The organism is Nocardia concava NBRC 100430 (genome assembly GCF_000308815.1).
GTDB classification, from domain to species: Bacteria; Actinomycetota; Actinomycetes; order Mycobacteriales; family Mycobacteriaceae; genus Nocardia; species Nocardia concava.
Genome location: NZ_BAFX01000046.1, coordinates 1 through 17,391 on the forward strand (window position 1 = coordinate 1; position 17,391 = coordinate 17,391).

Annotated in this window: 20 protein-coding genes; 12 read left to right on the forward strand and 8 right to left on the reverse strand. The window is 68.4% G+C overall.

The features are described 5' to 3' along the window. Both ON43_RS08780 and acpS read left to right on the forward strand, forming a co-directional pair. Positions 1-3,581, forward strand: a 3,581-nt coding sequence (locus tag ON43_RS08780; protein ID WP_040805652.1) for a beta-ketoacyl synthase N-terminal-like domain-containing protein, incomplete at its 5' end; no start/stop codon positions are given. A 130-nt stretch (positions 3,582-3,711) separates the two neighbouring features. Then, a complete protein-coding gene (gene acpS, locus ON43_RS08785; RefSeq protein WP_040805653.1) occupies positions 3,712-4,134 on the forward strand; it encodes a holo-ACP synthase AcpS in 423 nt (140 codons plus the stop codon). Between the two features lie 59 nt (positions 4,135-4,193). Here acpS and ON43_RS08790 read toward each other — a convergent pair whose 3' ends face one another. After that, positions 4,194-4,832 carry a TetR/AcrR family transcriptional regulator gene (locus tag ON43_RS08790; protein WP_245568517.1) on the reverse strand — a complete coding sequence of 213 codons (639 nt, stop codon included), beginning with the start codon at positions 4,830-4,832 and terminating at the stop codon, positions 4,194-4,196. Between the two features lie 294 nt (positions 4,833-5,126). Here ON43_RS08790 and ON43_RS08795 point away from each other — a divergent pair, with 294 nt between their 5' ends. Continuing rightward, positions 5,127-6,422, forward strand: coding sequence for a DUF7159 family protein (locus tag ON43_RS08795; protein ID WP_040805656.1), 1,296 nt, complete (start codon positions 5,127-5,129; stop codon positions 6,420-6,422). 138 nt (positions 6,423-6,560) lie between these two features. Here ON43_RS08795 and bcp read toward each other — a convergent pair whose 3' ends face one another. Next, the gene (bcp, locus tag ON43_RS08800; RefSeq protein ID WP_040805658.1) at positions 6,561-7,034 is read right to left on the reverse strand and encodes a thioredoxin-dependent thiol peroxidase; all 474 of its coding nucleotides are present in this window, start codon (positions 7,032-7,034) and stop codon (positions 6,561-6,563) included. Positions 7,035-7,193: 159 nt separating this feature from the next. Between bcp and ON43_RS08805 the strand changes: the two genes are divergently transcribed. After that, on the forward strand, positions 7,194-7,418 hold the full coding sequence (locus ON43_RS08805; protein WP_040805659.1) for a DUF3618 domain-containing protein: 225 nt from the start codon (positions 7,194-7,196) through the stop codon (positions 7,416-7,418). A 67-nt stretch (positions 7,419-7,485) separates the two neighbouring features. Here ON43_RS08805 and ON43_RS08810 read toward each other — a convergent pair whose 3' ends face one another. Then, entirely contained in the window at positions 7,486-7,791 is a 306-nt protein-coding gene (locus ON43_RS08810) for an excalibur calcium-binding domain-containing protein (RefSeq protein ID WP_040805701.1), read from the reverse strand. A 387-nt stretch (positions 7,792-8,178) separates the two neighbouring features. Between ON43_RS08810 and ON43_RS08815 the strand changes: the two genes are divergently transcribed. Then, positions 8,179-8,643, forward strand: a complete 465-nt coding sequence (locus ON43_RS08815) for a MarR family winged helix-turn-helix transcriptional regulator (protein WP_040805704.1) — start codon at positions 8,179-8,181, stop codon at positions 8,641-8,643. A gap of 87 nt (positions 8,644-8,730) precedes the next feature. On the opposite strand, the gene ON43_RS08820 is transcribed toward ON43_RS08815, so the two are convergent. Further along, on the reverse strand, positions 8,731-9,783 hold the full coding sequence (locus ON43_RS08820) for a crotonase/enoyl-CoA hydratase family protein (protein ID WP_040805662.1): 1,053 nt from the start codon (positions 9,781-9,783) through the stop codon (positions 8,731-8,733). 74 nt (positions 9,784-9,857) lie between these two features. Further along, positions 9,858-10,172 (reverse strand): hypothetical protein, encoded by a 315-nt coding sequence (locus tag ON43_RS08825; RefSeq protein WP_040805665.1) that lies wholly within the window; start codon positions 10,170-10,172, stop codon positions 9,858-9,860. Positions 10,173-10,284: 112 nt separating this feature from the next. On the opposite strand from ON43_RS08825, the gene ON43_RS08830 reads away from it, so the two are divergent. Both ON43_RS08830 and ON43_RS08835 read left to right on the forward strand, forming a co-directional pair. After that, positions 10,285-10,674 carry a VOC family protein gene (locus ON43_RS08830; RefSeq protein ID WP_040805667.1) on the forward strand — a complete coding sequence of 130 codons (390 nt, stop codon included), beginning with the start codon at positions 10,285-10,287 and terminating at the stop codon, positions 10,672-10,674. A gap of 27 nt (positions 10,675-10,701) precedes the next feature. Beyond that, a complete protein-coding gene (locus ON43_RS08835) occupies positions 10,702-11,559 on the forward strand; it encodes a GNAT family N-acetyltransferase (RefSeq protein ID WP_040805670.1) in 858 nt (285 codons plus the stop codon). A 15-nt stretch (positions 11,560-11,574) separates the two neighbouring features. On the opposite strand, the gene ON43_RS43575 is transcribed toward ON43_RS08835, so the two are convergent. Beyond that, a complete protein-coding gene (locus tag ON43_RS43575; protein ID WP_083913248.1) occupies positions 11,575-12,372 on the reverse strand; it encodes an SMP-30/gluconolactonase/LRE family protein in 798 nt (265 codons plus the stop codon). Positions 12,373-12,386: 14 nt separating this feature from the next. After that, positions 12,387-12,833 carry a MarR family winged helix-turn-helix transcriptional regulator gene (locus ON43_RS08845; protein WP_040805671.1) on the reverse strand — a complete coding sequence of 149 codons (447 nt, stop codon included), beginning with the start codon at positions 12,831-12,833 and terminating at the stop codon, positions 12,387-12,389. 79 nt (positions 12,834-12,912) lie between these two features. Here ON43_RS08845 and ON43_RS08850 point away from each other — a divergent pair, with 79 nt between their 5' ends. After that, positions 12,913-13,287, forward strand: a complete 375-nt coding sequence (locus tag ON43_RS08850; protein WP_040805672.1) for a cupin domain-containing protein — start codon at positions 12,913-12,915, stop codon at positions 13,285-13,287. Between the two features lie 45 nt (positions 13,288-13,332). Here the strand turns inward: ON43_RS08850 and ON43_RS08855 are convergent, their stop codons facing one another. After that, the gene (locus ON43_RS08855; protein ID WP_040805673.1) at positions 13,333-13,854 is read right to left on the reverse strand and encodes a hypothetical protein; all 522 of its coding nucleotides are present in this window, start codon (positions 13,852-13,854) and stop codon (positions 13,333-13,335) included. Between the two features lie 197 nt (positions 13,855-14,051). Here ON43_RS08855 and ON43_RS08860 point away from each other — a divergent pair, with 197 nt between their 5' ends. The 4 genes from ON43_RS08860 to ON43_RS08875 all read left to right on the forward strand — a co-directional run bounded on the left by ON43_RS08860 (position 14,052) and on the right by ON43_RS08875 (position 17,388). Continuing rightward, positions 14,052-15,110 carry an AraC family transcriptional regulator gene (locus ON43_RS08860; protein ID WP_167333424.1) on the forward strand — a complete coding sequence of 353 codons (1,059 nt, stop codon included), beginning with the start codon at positions 14,052-14,054 and terminating at the stop codon, positions 15,108-15,110. A gap of 76 nt (positions 15,111-15,186) precedes the next feature. Beyond that, on the forward strand, positions 15,187-16,002 hold the full coding sequence (locus ON43_RS08865) for an acyl-CoA thioesterase domain-containing protein (RefSeq protein WP_040805674.1): 816 nt from the start codon (positions 15,187-15,189) through the stop codon (positions 16,000-16,002). 21 nt (positions 16,003-16,023) lie between these two features. Continuing rightward, positions 16,024-16,410 carry an avidin/streptavidin family protein gene (locus ON43_RS08870; protein WP_051178171.1) on the forward strand — a complete coding sequence of 129 codons (387 nt, stop codon included), beginning with the start codon at positions 16,024-16,026 and terminating at the stop codon, positions 16,408-16,410. 51 nt (positions 16,411-16,461) lie between these two features. After that, positions 16,462-17,388 (forward strand): SGNH/GDSL hydrolase family protein, encoded by a 927-nt coding sequence (locus ON43_RS08875; protein ID WP_051178172.1) that lies wholly within the window; start codon positions 16,462-16,464, stop codon positions 17,386-17,388. Positions 17,389-17,391: the final 3 nt, after the last annotated feature.

Here is a 17,391-nt window from a genome sequence, read left to right on the forward strand (position 1 = left end):
TGGGCGACGGTTGGGCCAGCCACGTCACCGCCGAGGTCTCCCTCGGCACCCGTGAGGGCGCTTCCGTGCGCGGTGGCGACCTGGGCGGCCTTGTCTCCGGCGGACTTTCGGACGCCGCGTCCGTGGACGCCGCCATCGACGCCGCCGTGCAGGCCGTGGCCGCGCGCCGCGGGATCGCGGTCTCCATGCCGTCCGCCGGTGGCGGTGCGGGTGGCGCGACCGTCGACGCCGCCGCGTTGGGCGAGTTCACCGAGCAGATCACCGGCCGCGACGGCGTGCTGGCGCAGGCCGCCCGGGTGATCCTGGAATCGCTCGGCCACGCCGAGCAGGCGTCCGCGCCGGAGGCCACCACCGACACCCTGGTGGATCTGGTCTCGGCCGAATTGGGTTCGGACTGGCCGCGACTCGTCGCGCCCGCCTTCGATGCCCGCAAGGCCGTGCTCATCGATGACCGGTGGGCGAGCGCCCGTGAGGATCTGGCCCGCCTGTGGTTCGGCAACGACGGCTCGCTGCCGGCCGAGCCCGAGGTGGACGGCTTCCACGGCGCCGGTGTAGCCGTTGCGGCACAGGCCAACTGGTGGCGCAACCGCGCCATGAAGCAGGCCCGCTCGGTGCTGGCCGGCGTCTACGGCGCGATCGCCGAGGCCGCGCTGCGCACCGAGGAGACCGGTGCCTGGTCCTCCGACATCGCCGTGATCACCGGCGCCAGCAAGGGTTCCATCGCGGCGGCGGCCACCGGCCGCCTGCTCGCGGGCGGTGCGACCGTGGTCGTCACCACCTCCAAGCTGGACGACGAACGCCTGGGCTTCTACAAGCAGCTCTACCGCGACAATGCCCGCAACGGCGCCGCCCTGTGGGTGGTTCCGGCGAACATGGCCTCCTACAGCGACATCGACGCCCTCATCGAGTGGGTCGGCACCGAGCAGGTCGACAATGCCGGTGGCGCGAAGGTTCTCGTCAAGGAGGCGATGACCCCCACGCTGCTGCTGCCGTTCGCCGCGCCCCGCGTGGCCGGTGACATGTCCGACGCGGGCGCCCGCGCCGAGATGGAAATGCGCGTGCTGCTCTGGTCGGTGGAGCGCCTCATCGGCGGTCTGTCCAAGATCGGTGCGGACCACGATGTGGACGCGAAACTGCATGTGGTGCTGCCGGGTTCGCCCAACCGCGGCATGTTCGGCGGGGACGGCGCCTACGGCGAGTCCAAGGCCGCCCTGGATGCCATCGTCGCCAAGTGGCGCGCGGAGAAGTCCTGGTCGGAGCGGGTCACCCTGGTGCACGCGCTGATCGGCTGGGTGCGCGGCACCGGCCTCATGGGCGGCAACGACCCGCTGGTCGAGGCCGTCGAGAAGGCGGGCGTGCACACCTGGTCCACGCTGCAGATGGCCGACGAGCTGCTCAAGTGGTGCACCTCGCGGGCCCGCGTCGTGACCGCGGCCGGACCGCAGCAGATCGACCTCACCGGCGGTCTCGCCGGGGCGAAGCTGGATCTGCCGGAACTGGCCCGGGAAGCACGGGAACAGGCCGAGGCCGCTGCCGCCGAGGAGTCGGAAGGCACTGACGGCGCGACCATTTCGGCGCTCCCGGCTCCGCCGACCCTGTCCTCCAAGCTGCCGACCCCCGAATGGGGTTCGGTCACCGCCGATCTCGACGACATGGTCGTCATCGTCGGCGCGGGCGAGCTCGGCCCCTACGGCTCGGCGCGCACCCGCTTCGAGATCGAGGTCTCCGATCAGCTCTCCGCCGCGGGCGTGCTCGAGCTGGCCTGGACCACCGGCCTGGTCACCTGGGAGAACGATCCCAAGCCGGGCTGGTACGACACCGAATCCGGTGAGTACGTCGAGGAATCCGAGATCGCGGACCGCTACCACGACACCGTGGTGGAGCGCTGCGGCGTGCGCCGCTACGGCGACGACGGCGCCATGATCGACAACACCGCCCCGCTGCTCACCTCGGTGTTCCTGGACAAGGACCTCACCTTCGTGGTCAACAGCGAGGCCGAGGCGCGCGCCTTCTACTCCGCCAACCCGGAGCAGACGGTCGTCACCCCGGTCGAGGGCACCGGCGACTGGCAGGTGATCCGCAAGGCGGGCACCGAGATTCGGGTGCCGCGCAAGGCCAAGCTCTCGCGCACCGTCGGCGGCCAGATCCCCACCGGCTGGGATCCCACCAAGTGGGGCATCTCCGCCGATATGGCCGGCTCCATCGACCGGGTCGCGCTGTGGAACATCGTCTGCACCGTGGACGCGTTCCTGAGCTCCGGCTTCAGCCCGGCCGAACTCATGAGCTGGGTGCACCCGGCCATGGTCGCCAACACCCAGGGCACCGGCATGGGCGGCATGTCCTCGATGCGCTCGCTCTACATCGACAACCTGCTCGGTGAGCCGCGCGCCAACGACATCCTCCAGGAGGCGCTGCCCAACGTCGCTCTGGCGCACGTGGTTCAGAGCTACGTCGGCTCCTACGGCGGCATGATCCACCCGGTCGCGGCCTGCGCGACCGCGGCGGTCTCCGTCGAGGAGGGCGTGGACAAGATCAAGCTCGGCAAGGCCGACCTGGTGGTCGCCGGCGGCTACGACGATCTCGGCATCGAGGGCATCGTGGGCTTCGGCGACATGTCGGCCACCGCCGACTCGGCGGCCATGTCCGCCAAGGGCATCAGCGACCGGTACTTCTCCCGGGCCAACGACCGTCGCCGCGGCGGCTTCGTCGAATCCATGGGCGGCGGAACGGTTCTGCTGGCTCGCGGCACCGTGGCCCTCGAGATGGGTCTGCCGGTGCTGGGTGTCGTCGCCTTCGCGCAGTCCTTCGCCGACGGCGTGCACACCTCCATCCCGGCCCCCGGCCTGGGTGCGCTGGGCGCCGGTCGCGGTGGCCCGGAGTCCAAGCTGGCCAAGGAACTCGGCAAACTCGGCGTCAGCCCGGACGAGATCGCGGTGGTGTCCAAGCATGACACCTCCACCGCCGCGAACGATCCCAACGAGTCCGAGCTGCACGAGCGGCTGGCCACCTCCATCGGCCGCTCGGAAGGCGCTCCGCTGTTCGTGATTTCGCAGAAGACCCTCACCGGTCACGCGAAGGGCGGCGCGGCGGCCTTCCAGATGATCGGGCTGTGCCAGGTGCTCGAGCAGGGCGTCATCCCGCCCAACCGCAGCCTGGACTGCGTGGACGAGAAGATGGCCCAGTACCCGCACCTGGTGTGGCTGCGCGAGGCGCTGGCCGTGGGAGATCGCTTCCCGCTCAAGGCCGGTCTGGTCACCTCGCTCGGCTTCGGCCACGTGTCCGGCCTGGTCGCCATCGTGCACCCGCAGGCGTTCGTCGAGGCCATCGCCGACGCCGAACAGCGAGAGGCGTACCAGCGCAAGGCCGAAGAGCGTCAGCTCAATGGCCGCCAGCGCTTCGCCGAGGCCATGTGCGGCGGGGCCCCGCTGTACGAGCGGCCCGCCGACCGCCGCCTGGGCGGGGACGGCACCCCGGCCAAGAAGTCGCGCCAGCTCGAGGCCGACGTGCTGCTCTCGCAGCAGGCGCGGCTGGGTTCGGACGCGGTCTACGTGGCGGTGCCGAAAGGCCCGGCCTGCCAGTAGAAATGACGGGTCTACCGGAAAGTAGCTCACGGTAGGTCTGACACGGCGGGCTCGCACCCTGTATCTCTTGATGAGTGCACGGCGCGAGCCCGCCGTTCCATGTCAACGACCAGACTAGGAGTCCCACACTGTGACGATCCTGGGTATCGGCCTGGACTTGGTCACCATCTCCGAGTTCGCCGAGCAAATGGAACGCACCGGAACCACCATGCTCCGGGAGAGTTTCACCGCGGGAGAGCGGCGTTACTGCCAGAGCAAGGGCACCGATCCGGCGCGCAGCTACGCCATCCGCTGGGCGGCCAAGGAGGCGGTCATCAAGGCGTGGGCGTCGTCCCGCTTCGCCCGCAGCCCGCAGATCGGGGACAACCCGTACCCCTTGATCGAGGTCGTCAACGACGCCTGGGGACGGCCCAGCATCAAATTGCACGGGCTGGCAGCGGAATTCCTGCCCCGGGTGCGAGTTCACCTGTCGCTCACCCACGATGGCGATACGGCGGCCGCGATGGTGGTGCTGGAGGATCCGGGCGAACTAGCCGACCTGATGCGCGACTGAACCCGTCGTCATTCCGGCGTGTGAACCCCTCGTCATTCCGGCGTGCTTTTGGCCGGAATCTACTCCGGATCGAAAGTCGTGCGCTGCCCGCCCGACCGCGATTCCTTTTCCGCGATCAGCAGATACGCCACCATGAGTCGCTTGAGCTCGGCGACGGCGTCCTCGTGGGCGAGGCCGTCCTGCACCGAGAAATTCAGCATCGAGTACACGACGTGCACCAGCACCTGCGCCATCATCGAGCGACGGCCGCGGGGGGTGCGGGGCATGAGCGGACGCAGCATCTGCGCGACCGCCTCGGCGAATTCCTTCTCGTGGATGGCGCCGGTCGCCCGCGTCGAGGGGGTGGACTGCATGGCCAGCCACACCTCGCGCCGTGACGGGTCGGTCATCCACAGATCCGCCAGGTGATCGACGAGCTGGGTCATGTGCCGAAGCCAGTCCATGGACGGGATCTCGCCGTGGAAATCGGCCAGCTCCTGTGAAACCGCCACCAGGTCTTGGCGATTCAGCTCGCAGACGATGACGTACTTGTTGGCGAAGAACTGGTAGAGAGTGCCGATCGGCACTTCGGCGCGGGCCGCCACCTCTTCGCAGGTGAACGATTCGAACCCGACCTCGACGAGTAATTCCCGGGAAGCCTGCAACAGGGCGTCGAACTTGCGTTTTGATCGTTCCTGCGTCGGGCGGCGACGGGGCATCAGCTCCTGTGGGTCGTCCTGCAGCTCCAACGCAGGGTCCGGTCGTCGCGTCGACCTGGCTCCCGTGCGTGCTTCCACGCTGAACAGCCTACGGGTAGCGACACGCGCATGACACGCTGCGGTACTTCGTGTGTCACCCGATCGCACCCATCCGAGCCGCCTTCGGCGCCGAACACCCATCGCAGCTGCGTCTCAGCTGCGGGGTCTCGGGAATTCTTCGCCCTCGTGTTCATAGCCCAGGATGACGACGTTGGAAGGCTGATTGTGGTTGCTTCTGCCCCTATTCGTTCCGCGGTGACCATCGGCGTCGCCACCGAGCGCGGCACGGTCCGCGCGGTGGCCCTGGCTGATGGCGGAGACAAACTGACCGAGCGCGTGGTGCTCGAGCGTGTCGTGCCGATCACCGGAGATACGAAGGCCGACTTGGCCGTCGCGGTGGAGGCGGTGATGGAGGAGGTCGCCGACCGGATCGGCGCGGATCGGGAGATTCTCGGCGCGGCCGTCGCGTATCGGGACGCGGCCGAGCGGCGGGCCATCGTGACCAAGCTGGCCGCGGGGCCGTGGCACGACGCCTCCCTGGTGTCGGCCAAGGCCGCGCACCTCGCGGTGGCGCGGGCCATGACCTGGGTGGACGAATTCGAGGATCTGGCGATCTGCGAGGTGGTGCCGGGCTTCCAGGCGTTCTCGCTCATCTCGCCGGATCGGGGGCGGGTGCTGGCCGCGGTGACGCTGAGCGGCGGCGCGGCCACCGAGGAGGCCATGCGCACGGCCGTCACGGCGGCGTGGGACCAGTTCGACGCGGCCGGGGTGAAGCCGGACGCGGTGGTGCTGATCGGTTCGGCCGCAACCGAACCCGCGGTGGTGGCGGCGTTGGAGTCGGGCTTCGGCGCGCCCGTCATTCCGTGCGGGGTCGCGGCGGTCGCGCCCGCCATCGGGGCGGCGCTGGCGGCACTGCCGGAGGCCGAGTTCGCGGGGGAGGCGGCCGAGCGGATTCGCCGGGCGCGCGGCACCGCGGCGCTGTTCGCGGCGGCCAGCGTGCTGGCGGGCGGGCTGGTCGCGGGCGGAGTCTATGCGGCGGGCAGCGATTCGAAGAAGGTGCCGCAGCCGATGCTCATCGACTCGCGGGTGTCCGCCGACGCGCGCAATACGGGTGGCGAGCATCAGGTCGGCGATCCGTCCGCGCCCGCGCCCGAAAGCGGTTCGGCCGGGGGCATCCTGGACGGGACGCCCGGCATGGTCACCCCGACCGACGCGGTCGCCCCGAACTCCGAACCGCAGCCCGCGCCCGAATTGCAGCCCGGCGATATGGTGACCATCGACCCGGCCACCCTCAACTGGGGCCCGCACTCGGAGAAGCCCGGCGCGCATCCGCGTCCGCTGATCAAGGCTCAGCCCGAGCCGGAGGTCAACTCGAATCCGGAGTCGATCATCCCGGCCCCCACCCACGCGGTCGGATCGCCGACCGAAGGTGGTCTGTTCCCCGGCGAACTCGCGCCGCCCCCGTTAGGCAGCCCCGAGTTCTCCTCGTGGTGGGACAACCACTGGCGCATGATGCTCCAGTGGGCCGCGCAGATGATGCCGAAGGTGTAGCGCGCGTTCCGACATTGCTGACATGGACCCCCGGTTCCTGAAAAGGCCGGGGGTCCCGTCATTCCGGCGTGTTTTTGGCCGGAATCCACTCTGGTCGGTGTGGATCCCGGCCAAAAGCATGCCGGGATGACGAGGGGGTCAGACCGACAGGTCGCGGCGGAGCTTCGCCACGTGGCCGGTGGCCTTCACGTTGTACTGGGCGACCTCGATCTTCCCGTTCTCGTCGACCAGGAAGGTGGAGCGGATGACGCCGGTGACCTTCTTGCCGTACATCATCTTCTCGCCGAAGGCGCCGTACGCGCCGAGCACTTCCTTGTCCGGGTCGGACAGCAGCGGGAAGGTCAGCTTCTCGTTGTCCCGGAACTTGGCCAGCTTGGCGGGCTTGTCGGGGGAGATGCCGACGACCTCGATGCCCGCGCCCTCGAGCTCGGCCAGGTTGTCGCGGAAGTCGCAGGCCTGCTTGGTGCAGCCGGGGGTGCTGGCGGCCGGGTAGAAGTAGACGATCACCTTGCGGCCGCGGTAGTCCGACAGCGAGACGTCCTTGCCGTCGGCGTCGGGCAGCGTGAAGGCGGGGGCGGTGTCGCCGGGACTGAGTCGGTGATTCTCGGTCATGCCGCCACGCTAGTCGACGGGCTCGAGCCGGTGTTGGCGATACACTCCTGAGCAGGTCGGCTCGCCCGCTCTCCGCGTCGTCTCGATGCGGGAGTCGCCGTGCGACCGGCCCCGAGACGACAACGCCGCCCAGCGCGGCTATCCAGACAGGAGTGTGACGTGGCGAGAGACACCGAGGCGATCGAGCACGAGATCGAGGCCGCCCGCAACCGGCTCGCAAGCACCCTCGACGAACTCGCGGTCCGCGCCGACCCGCAGCGGCTGGCCGACAACGCCAAGCAGTCGTTCGTGGCCAAGGTCAACGAGCCCAAGATCAAGTACAGCCTCATCGGCGCCGGCGCCCTGATCGTGGGACTCGTCGTCCTCAAGATCGTCCGCCGTTGAGCTGAATCAGCTTCCAACGCCATGCGGCCCGGTCCGAAAGGACCGGGCCGCATTTGGCTTTTTGGGGCTAGACCGTCGGGCAAGCCATGCCGGTGCCGTCCGGGTCGAGGTGCGGGCTGTAGCCCGGCTGCCCGCGGAAGAGCGGGGCGACGCCGGCCGCACGAGCCTGGTCGCAGTTCTGGTAGACCGGACCGCCGGCGGAGCCGGTCTGGGTCAGGCCCGCCGAACCGGTCGCGGCGGAACCGGTGTCGATGGCGGACGAACCGGTGCCGGAGGAACCGGTCGGGACGTCGGCGTAGGCGACGGCGGTCTGGGCTGCGATGGTCGTCAAGCCCGCGACGCTGGCGGTGACGAGAAGCCGGCGAACGTTCATGTATTCCTCAATGTCGGCGCAATAGGGTGGTAACTGGCCCGGTTCGGCGCGGATTGCCACCGCCGCCGCAGCGATCACGGCGCGGTGACCGGTCCGGGCTCGGCGTCGAGTGTTCTGGCGCAACGTTGCATTGTCAACCGGATGGGCTATCCATCCAGGTGGATTAGGGGATTTGCCCCGAACGCCGGAACCTCCACTGCCGGAATATGTCTCATTCGTCCTGTACGGAAATGCGTTCCCGCATTGATGATTTCCGCCAGAACTACGCAAATCGAACCGTCAACACTGTACGACAGTGTGCACTCCGAGGGTCGCTCCGATTCGCCATGAGATTCCTGTGATATCTCATGGTGTCCGTGTCAACTAACCGTCGATACTATGGATGCCATGACGCGCTGGCTGACCGACGAGGAACAGACGACCTGGCAGTCCTTCATTCGCATGCGGCAACGCCTGGAATCCGCCATGGCCGCCGGACTGGCCAGTGACGGGCTGTCGATGTCCGACTTCGAGGTGCTGGTGGCGCTCTCCGCAGCCGACGGTCAGATGCGCGCCAAGGAATTGGGTGCGGAGATCTGCTGGGACAAGAGCCGCCTGTCCAAACACCTTTCGCGAATGGCCGCGCGCGGGCTGGTCGACCGCTGCCAGGCCGTCGATGACGCCCGCGGCCGCGAGGTCAGGCTGACCGATGCCGGGCGCACCGCCCTCGAGGCCGCCGCGCCCAACCATGTCGAACTGGTCCGCCGCCTCTTCATCGACGACATGACCCCCGCCGAGGCCGCCGCCCTCCGCTCCCTCGCCGACCGCGTGGTCACCGAGGTCGAGCGCACCGACGTGGAGGGCATCGGCTAGTCCCCCCGTCATCCCGGCATGCTTTTGGCCGGGATCCACAGCGGGGAAAGTGGATTCCGGCCAAAAGCGCGCCGGAATGACGGGGGATCAGTCTTTGGGGCGGTCGAACTGTGCGCGCTTCCAATCCCCGAAGGGTTCGTCGCGTTCGCGGACGGCTTCGCGGAAACCGGCGGTGGCCGAGCGCAATTGGAAGGCGTAGCCCTCGCGGGTGTGGCGGGAGACGCCGTCGAAGACGGTGCTGATCATGCCGGAATTGAGGACGCCCTGGTTGAGGAGCGCGCTGTTGAGGGCCAGTTTGGCCATCACCAGCTGGTTGATCGGGACGCGCGAGATGCGTTCCAGCAGTTCCTCGGTGCGGGCGTCGAGGTCCTCGGGTGCGGGGGCCTCGATGGCCAGGCCCCATTCCTCGGCCTGCTTGCCGCTGAGGCTGTCGCCGGTGAACAGCAGTCGCTTGGCGCGCTGGTCGCCGACCCGATGCGCCCACATGCCCGCGGCCGGAATGCCCCAGGTGCGGGTGGGCGGGTAGCCGAAGCGGGCGTCGGCGGCGCAGATGATCTGATCGGCGAACAGCGCGATATCGGTGCCGCCCGCGATGGCGAAGCCGTGCACCTTGGCCACCGTCGGCTTGTTGGCGTGCAGCAGGCTGGCGAAGCCGCGGTTGAAGCGCGACATCATGGCGTAGTCGACCATGGGATCCCAAGTGCCCCAGGGATTGTGGTTGCGCGCCTGGACCACCGGATCGAGCACGGTGCCCTCGGTGGAGATCGCGGTGCCCTCTGCAGACGCTGTGCCGCCTGCCCAGGAGTCCGCGCCCTCGGCGAATACCGACAGGTCATACCCGCCGCAGAACCCCTTGCCCCGACCGCTCACCACGATGACGTGCACCCGCGGATCCAGATCGGCCCGCTCGACGGCCGCCGCCAGTTCGACCGGCGTATCGACGGTGATGGCATTACCGCGCTCGGGCCGATTGAAGGTGATGCGGGCAATGCGCCCGGTCACCTCGTAGGTCAGTGTGCGCGCGGTGTATTCGTTCACCGGTTCGGGACGACCCGCGAACAGCGAGTCATCACCCCCGGTCAGATCATCGCGCCAGGCGGCCGGGCGCGTTCCGGAGTGGTTCTCGTAATCGGGGGACACTCAAGCAGTGAACCCCGGTTCATTTCTTGCTGTCAAGAGTCGGAGCCGATGCCGTCGCGAGTGCGTGCGGTCCGCTACTCCCACGGTTTGACCGGCGGTTTCACCCAGAGGATCTTCTCGTCCAGCGCCTCGCGCCGGGCCGCCGGATGTTCGGGATGCCGTGCCGCCCACGCGTCCTTGTCGTTCAGCAACCGCGCCACGACCTGCCAGGTCTCCTCGGTGCTGGGCGGATTCGTCTCCGCCGCCCGCGCCAGCTTCCGCCGCTGCGCCGCGGGCAACTCGAGCAGTTCCGCCCCGCTGATCCCCCGCGCCCACACATACGCCGCCAGCCGCCGGGCCTTCTCCTCCCGGCTTCGACTGGCGTGATCGGAGTGCGCGTAGTCGGCCATATCTCCCAACCCCGCAGGTAGTCGGCAATGTCTTTGCCCGACCCTACCCGAGTGCCGGGTTATGGTTTCCGGGCAGTTCGATGGCCGTTCCACCCGATCGAAAGGACCAACCGTGACCGCGCCGATCGCGCTCAGTTGCGTCACCATCGACTCCGCCGATCCGCTGCGGCTCGCCGAGTTCTACAGTGCTCTGCTGGATTGGCGAATCATGCACGCCGAGGATGGATATGCGCTGATCACCGATGGGAAGTCGGTCATGTGCTTCGGGTTCGTGGAGGGGCATACCGCCGCGCCGTGGCCGGATAATCCGGCGCAGCCCAAGCGGGTTCACGTGGATCTGAATGTCGCCGATATCGATCAGGCCACCGATCTGGCCGTTTCGCTGGGGGCGACCATCCCCGAATTCCAGCCCGGCCTCAATCCCGATTGGGACAATCAGCTGCCGTGGGGCATCGTGCTCGACCCCGAGGGGCACCCCATCTGCCTGAATCTGCGGGAATAGCAGAGCTTTTGCGGCTACCGTGGCTGCATGCCGGATGCCGTGCGTATCGATGATCTGGTCATTGCCCGCGCCACACCGGCGGAATGGGCCACCGTGGTGGGGTGGGCCGCCGCCGAGGGGTGGAATCCGGGGGCGCGGGATGTCACCGCGTTCTTCGCGCAGGATCCCGACGGGTTCTTTCTCGGCCGGGTGAACGGGGAGCCCGCCACCGCGGTGTCGGTGGTCAACTACGGGGACGACTTCGCCTTCCTGGGTTTCTATCTCGTGCGAAAGGACCTGCGCGGGCGCGGATTCGGGCTGGCCACCTGGGAAGCCGGGATGAAGCACGCGGGGGACCGGGTGGTTGGACTCGACGGGGTGCCGGACCAGCAGGACAACTACCGGCGCAGCGGCTTCGAACTCGCCTACAACAGTGCACGATTCACGGGCGTACCGCGGCTCCCGCTCCCGGACAACACCGTAACCGCCCTCGCACCAGCCGATTTCGCCGTCCTGCACCCCTACGACTCCGCCTGCCACCCGGCCGACCGCCCGGACTTCCTCACCGCCTGGCTCAACGAACCCGGCCACCGCACCTTCGCCCGCATCGTCGACGGCACCGTCACCGGCTACGCCACCCTGCGCCCGGCCCGCGATGCACTGCGCGTCGGCCCGTTGTTCGCCGACACCCCCGCCGACGCCCGTCAACTCCTGGCCGCCCTCGCCGCTCACGCGGCGGGAATGCCACTGGCAGTGGATGTTCCGCTGATCAACGAGGCGGCGGTGCGGCTGATGGAGGAGGCGGGGCTGAGGCCCAGCTTCGAGACCGCCCGCATGTACACCGGCCCGGTCCGGGAACATCGGTCGGACCGGATCTTCGGAGTGACGACCCTCGAACTCGGTTGAGCGGACCGACCGACGTCACCACCGCAGCGGCGAATGGGTCGGGATTGTGGTGGCGGGCAGGGGAAGACCGGCGATGTTCACGGTCGTCCGCAGCAGGCGGCCGATCGTGGTGAGGTACAGGGTGGTGTCGTCGAAGGCGAGGGAAGAGGCGAAGCTGCCGTCCGGGATGTCGATGAGGGTGTCGAGGGCGCCGTCGGGGGTGAATCGTGCGATGGCTCCGGCGCTTCCGAGGGCGACCCAGACTCCGCCCTCGACGTCGACCGCGAGGCCGTCGCACTCGCCGCGCGGCGCGGTGGCGAAAACCCTTGTCTCCCCGTCGCGTATCGCCATTACTCGGGCTCGCGCGTATTCGCTGACGTAGAGGGTGGCGCCGTCGGGGGAGAACCCGAGCCCGTTGGGCCAGGCGATGCCGCCGGCGGCCTCGCTGACGGTTCCGGTGGCATCGATCTTCAGGACTTCACTGGGCCCGGCGGATTCGCCCTGTTGCGGTCGGTGCCGCAGCACGCCCACATACAGTGACCCGTCGGGTCCGGTGGTGATGTCGTTGAGGCCGGTGGCGCCCTCGACTCTCAGGATCGTGCCCTGCCCACTCGGACCCGTGTAGGCCAGGTCGCGGCCGGTCATGATCAGACCGCCGTCGGCGTGGGCCGCCGAGCCGCCGATTCCGCGCCGGGACGCTACGACGGATTCGGTTGTGCCGTCACGGAATCGGAAGACACCGCCACCGGTCACGTTCGAAAAGACGACACTGCCATCGGGTTCCACGAGCGGCGCTTCGAGCAGTCCGGGTGTGGAGTACAGCTCGGTGAGCATGGGTCCCCCCTCCTCTACCAGGATGACGGCCGTACCCGGCCGGGGGTGACCACACGTGCGAGGGTGTCGCGCAATTCGAATGTCGCCCCCGGTCCGAGGGTAGCGCCCCATCGCTGGGTGAATCGTGCCGCCGCCGCGTCGGCGGCGCGGGTGCAGGCCCAGCCGCGATCGGTGAGGGTGACGACCTTGGCGCGGGCGTCCTGGGGATGCGGATTGCGTTGCGCGTAGCCCTTTTTGACCAGTTCCTCGACCAGCTGGCTGGCGGCCTGCTTGGTCACGCCCAGGTGTTCGGCGATCTCGCCGACCGTCGCACCGTTCGGCGCCATGCGCACGAAGGCGAAGCCGTGGCTGGGGCGGATATCGGTGAATCCGGCCGCCACACAGCCGTCGTGGATGGCGTCGGTGACCTCCGCGGCGGCCGCGAGCAGCAGCATCGGCAGGTCCTGTGCGTATCCGGGCATGCCTGGAATCTTGGCACTTGACAGAAAAGTCAACAAGCTTGACTATATTAGTCAAGCAGATTGACTAAAGGAGTTCGCAATGCCCGTCATCTACGCCGCCGACGTCCAGGCCCACGAAATGCACGGCTCCCGCTTCTTCCCGCTGGTCCGTCCCAGCACCGGCAGCAAGGAGCTGTGCCTGTGGCGGCTCGAGGTATCGCCCCGCACCGACGGTGTCGCGCATCGGGTGCTGCGCGAAGAGGCCTTCGTCGTCCTCGCGGGCGGCATCACCATGACCATCGATGGCGAATCGGCCGAGCTGGCCCCCGGCGACGCGGCGGTCGCCCCGGCCGGATCCGTCATCCGCATCGATAATCCGTCCGACGGCACGGCCGAGATTCTCGTCAACGCGCCGGTCGGTTTCAGTGGTGAGCTCATGGACGGCACGGTCATCAGCCCGCCCTGGGTGAACTGACGACCGTGCCTGATTGCCCGATGGTCGGCCGAATCGGCTCGCTGCTCAGCCGAACTGCGCGCTCGTGATGGCGATCGACGCGCTGCGGGCGCCGTCGGTCAGGCAGGGGGCGACCATGGGTCCGCCGTCGACTGCGCCCTGGGAGACCGTGAGCTGTTGTCCCGCACCGGGTCCGCCGGTGATGGCGACGGTGTTGGTCTTCGGCGCGCCCGCTCCGCCGGGCACGTCGTACGGGCCGGAGAAGGTGCTCGTCTGCCCGTTGGCCCAGGCGATGGCGCCGTCGACGGTGCCGTTCACGTCGAAACAGCTGCCGGTGCCGGCGAAATCGGCCTTCACGGTGCCTGCCGGTGAGGGCGTGCCCTGGCAGCCGGACAGGTTGCCGGTGACCGTGGCCTTGACCGGCGTAGCCGACAGGCCGATGGGATTGGTATTGAACGAGATCTGCCCGCCGCTGCACGTGCCGGACAGCGGGTCCGCCTGGGCCGGGGCGGCCAGGGTGAGCGGTGCGGCGAGTGCGGCGAAGGTGAGCGTGGCGGTCGCGAGCGCGGCCTTTCCGGAAGTGATCATGACGAGCCACCTTTCGTGAGGTTCACGGGATGGGGTCTTTCGGCTATCCGAGCCATGCGCGCAAAGCGAGAGTAATAGCGAATTCGCATTGCCAGTACTGTGATCGGAGCCACTGTCGCGGCCGGTCGGCGCGGGACGGCTGCGTCTTCGAATCCGGTGGCGGAAGCTGCATATTTCTTGGCCGCCCGGGACAGGCCGTGGCGGTGATTGTCCGGGCCGGTCCGGTCGAGCACGATGTGCACATGTTCGACTGGGACCTGGTGCGCAGCACCGCCAGCGTGCATGTACTCGTGCGGCTGGCCGAGGAGCGTGGCATGCCCGCCGCGCAGGCGCTGGTGGGCAGCGCGCTCACCGCTGAGGCGGTGCTCGACACCGATGCGACTGTCACCGCGCGCCAGGAAGTCACCGTGATCCGGAACCTGCTCGCGCGCTTCGGCGCCGAACCCGGGCTGGGCGCGGAGGCAGGGCGGAACTATCACATCGCGCTGTACGGGCCGTGGGGTCTGGCGCTGCTGTCGAGCGGCACGCTGCGCCAGGTCATCGAGGTCGCGCTGCGATATCTGGATCTGGCCTTCGTCTTCGGGCGGCTCACCTTCGCCGAGGGGGCGGAGCAGAGCAAGCTGGTCTTCGACGGCGCCGAGGTGCCCGCGGACGTGCGGCCATTTCTGGCCGAGCGAATCCTGTCCGGGATCCAGACCATCGGCCGCGAACTGTTCTCCGCCGGAGTCCCCGCGACCCGGGTCACCTTCCGGCACCCCGCCCCCGGCGATTCCTCCCGCTACCGCGAAATCTTCGGTGTGGAACCGCTTTTCGGCGCATCCGAGGACGCGATCCACTTCGCCTCGGCCTTCCTGGATTTCCCGCTACCGCAGGCCGACGACTGGACCCGCACCGGCTGTGAACAGCTCTGCCACGATCTCCTGGACCGCCGCCGGGCCCGCACCGGAACCGCCGGGGCAGTCCGAAACATCCTGGCCCGCAACCCCGTTGCCCTCCCCGGCCACACCGCGGTGGCCGCGGAACTCTGCCTCAGCCCCCGCACTCTCACCCGCCGCCTCGCCGAGGAGGGCACCACCTTCCGTGCCCTGCAGGACGAGGTCCGCCGCCTGCTCGCCGAGGAACTGCTCACCCACACCGATCTGTCCTGCGACCAACTGGCCACCCGGCTCGGCTACGCCGACGCCGCCTCGTTCATTCGCGCCTTCCGCCGGTGGACCGGCCACACCCCGCAGGAATACCGCCACCGGCGCCCCTGAGCCGGGCCCAACTTCCGCGCCATTTTCTGACACGTGTTCTAATTTGAGGGGAAGATCAACCGCCAGGGGAGGCAGCATGGTCGCGTTCGCGTTCTTCACCGAGGAGAACGGCCGTTACATCGCGTCGCCGATGGCCGTCAGTGCCTGGTCCAAGGCGCAACTGGCGGGTACGGCCGTGTGCGGGCTGCTGGCTCACCGGCTCGAGACCCACAGTCCCGGGACCGGGTTCGTGCCCGCGCGTTTCGGCGCCGACATGTTCCGTCCGGTGCTCAACGAACCGATCGAACTCCGCAGCTCGATCGCCCGCGACGGCAACCGCATTCGGGTGGCCGACGCCGAGATCGTGCAGCAGGGCGAGATTCGGGCCCGCGCCAGCGTCACGTATCTGGTTGCTTCCGAGGAACCCTCCGGCGAGGTCTGGCAGCCGGACCGGCAGTTGCCCGTTCCCGAACAGCCACTGGACGGGCCCTGGGGGAATCCGCCGCTGTTCAAGTCCGGGACCGACGACTGGACCCACGATTTCGCTTCCGGCGTCAATCCCTTCCGGAAGGCCGCCTGGACCAACGTCCCCGCCATCGTCGACGGTCACCCCATCACCCCCTTCGAACGGGTGGCCTTCGTCGCCGATCAGACCAACCTGGTCTGCAACTGGGGAACCGACGGCATCAACTTCATTAATTCCGATGTGAGCCTGACGCTCTCGCGCTTGCCGGAGGGCCTGGAGGTCGGACTTTTCGCGCAGGATCGAATCTCCGCCAACGGCGTCGCCGTGGCCACGGCCATCCTCTACGATCGCACCGGCCCGCTGGGTACCAGCTCCATCACCGCCCTGGCCAATGCGATCCGCCGCGTGGACATGGCCGAATTCGCGGCTGCCCGGTCGCTTTCGTAGCGAAATGGGTAAGCGGTAACCATGGATACCGCATCGAAGATCGATTGGAAGGGTCTGTGGCGGAACGAGTACGGTTCCCGCCTCACCATCACCGACGACACCGGCGGCCGGCTGGCCGGAACGTTCGAAACCGCGTTGTCCGACAGCTCGTTCGCGGGCAACGAGGTTCCGATCATCGGCCTGCACACCGGCCCGTGCGCCCAATTCTCGTTCGTCGCACCGGGTTCCATTCCGAGTGTCTGTTCCTTCACCGGCCTGCTCCGCGACGGCGACCTGCATGCCGCCTGGCATGTGGTCTCGGATCAGGCGATCAAACCCCCGCGTCCCGGCGCCGCGCCGGAGCTGCTGACCCTGCCCTGGGCGCACGCGGTGCTCACCAATAGCGACACCTTCACCAGGGCGGAGTGACCGCCGAACGCGCAGTATTACGATTCGGCATCTTCGCCTACCGATCAGTAGGTGATCTCGTACCGTCTGTGGCGATTCGCCCCAGCGCTATACGAGGACACCCATATCGTGAAACTGAAGCACTGCCTTTCCATAATCGCGATCGCCGCCGCCGGAACTCTCGTCGGCCTGCCCTCCGCGAGCGCCGCCGGCGGCAAGTATGTGGCGCTGGGGGATTCGTATGCGGCCGGTGTCGGGATCTCCAATATTCTCGACAAGACCTGCTCGCGGTCCGATCGCAATTACGCCCACCTGTTCGCGGCCGCCCGCGGTTACAGCCTCACCGATGTGACCTGCGGCGGGGCGACCACCGATACCGTGACCAGCGGCCAGCTCTCGGCCGTCACCGCCGATACGGCGCTGGTCACCCTCGGCGTCGGCGGCAATGACATCGGCTTCGGGTCGATCGTGAAGGACTGCGTGACGGCGGGGACGCTCGGCACCGGATCGGGCACCGGCAGCGCGGCGCTGCAGGCGCTGGGGACCGGAAGCACCAGCGGCAGCGCGGAATTGCTGCTGGGCTGCAAGAACAAGTACGACGCCGATATGCCGAACCGGTTCGCCCAGGTGTCGGCGAAGGTCGCGAAACTGGTGTCCGACATCAAGACTCGCGCGCCGCAGGCCCGCATCGTGCTGGTCGGCTACCCGCACATCCTGCCCGACAACGCGGCGCTGTGCGCGGGGCGGCAGCCGGTGCTGCCCGGGGATGTCGACTGGGCGCGCGACACCGTCGTCGGCGGGCTCAACACCATGCTGAAGTCGCAGAGCGGCACCGAGTACTTCAGCACCTACGAGCTGTCCAACGGCCACGACGCGTGCGAGGCGATTCCGGACCGCTGGATCAACGGCACCTCCGTCGACAATGGCGAAGGCGCGCAATTCCATCCGAACCAGTACAGCCACGCCGCGACCGCCCAGCAGATGATCGCCACGCTCTGATAT